This window comes from Vibrio sp. 03_296 (assembly GCF_002265885.1).
In genome coordinates this window covers 1-1,244 of sequence record NZ_NPKW01000831.1, presented here as the reverse complement: position 1 = coordinate 1,244, position 1,244 = coordinate 1, and the positions used below count along the sequence as shown (strand labels likewise).

Annotated in this window: 1 protein-coding gene and 2 pseudogenes; 2 read left to right on the top strand and 1 reads right to left on the bottom strand. The window is 42.8% G+C overall.

What is annotated here, in order from left to right:
- Positions 1 to 71: 71 nt before the first annotated feature.
- Both CIK04_RS28240 and CIK04_RS28235 read left to right on the top strand, forming a co-directional pair.
- Positions 72 to 509: pseudogene (locus CIK04_RS28240) on the top strand (hypothetical protein).
- Between the two features lie 145 nt (positions 510 to 654).
- Positions 655 to 984 (top strand): annotated as a pseudogene (locus tag CIK04_RS28235) (4a-hydroxytetrahydrobiopterin dehydratase).
- Between the two features lie 65 nt (positions 985 to 1,049).
- On the opposite strand, the gene CIK04_RS28230 reads toward CIK04_RS28235, so the two are convergent.
- Positions 1,050 to 1,244 (bottom strand): EAL domain-containing protein (locus tag CIK04_RS28230; protein WP_128824736.1); only part of this gene is annotated, 195 nt, incomplete at its 5' end.

Sequence of the window (1,244 nt, the reverse complement as noted above, 5' to 3'; positions counted from 1 at the left end):
CCTATATCGATGGATTAGCGCTACTCGATCTCCCAACCGATCGCGTTCCCCAGTTGCCGGAAATTAATCAAGTGCTTGCAGAGAGTACGGGTTGGAGTGTGGAGCCAGTCCCTGCTTTGATCAATTTCGACCGTTTTTTAATTCTGTTGGCTAACAAAAGTTTCCAGTCGCGACGTTTTTACGAACCAGAGAAGAATTTGATTATTTGCAAGAGCCCGATTTTTTCATGAAATCTTTGGTCACTGTGCGATGTTGACGAATCCTGATTTGCCGCTTTTACGGAAACCTATGGCAAATTAGGCGAGCAGGCGACACCTAAGCAAAGAGCCTACCTCGCTCGTCTCTATTGGTTTACGGTCGAATTTGGTCTATTGAGAGAAGAGGGAGAGTTGAGGATTTATGGTGGCGGTGTTCTCTCATCTCCAGGTGAAACCGTGTATGCGCTGGAAGATGAACGCCCAGAACGAGCAAAGTTTGATATCCAAACGGTGCTTAGAACATCCCTATAGAATCGTATCATGCAACCCAGTAATTTTGTACTGGATGAAATTACGCTCTTTTCAAATTGAGCAAAAATTGATTTAATGAAAGAAGTCGAGTTTGCAATGAGTGCGGGCTTGCTTCCACCGCTGTTTGAACCAAAGGAAACTGTAGATGCTTGATGAGTTAAAATGCGAAGCTTGTAGTATCGACGCGATAGCGTTAACGACACAACAACAGCAAGAATTACTGCTAGAGTTGGAAGGTGGCACCTGATGGAAAGAGAAGGTATTCTCAACTTGAAAAAGTGTATAAATTAAAACTTTATGCAGGCTTGGACAGTTCAGTAATCAGGTTGCTGAGCTCGCTGAACAAGAGTTCCACCGAATCCTTCCATTTTACTTGAGTGGGTAAGTAACGGTGACATGGTGGAGCCATTCTATTAAAGGCTTACACAAGAATGATTTTATCTGCGCCGCGAAATGTGATCAGATCATTCGTTAACTGGTTGTTGATTTGAGGGTAACGTTTGTGTCCCAACCCTCACCAGCTTGATAGAGTATCCCTTCTCAGTAATCACAAGTCGTGTGACTACTTTTCTCTATCAAGCTATTTTTTAGGGTAATCGTGCCAAACAATTGCTCTAACTCTTCCAAATTCATAGGCTTTGCAGTGAGGTAGCCTTGGATGTAATCACAATGGAATGTTTTGAGAATTTTTAACTGTTCAAGTGTTTCAACACCTTCTGCTACCACTGAAAGATC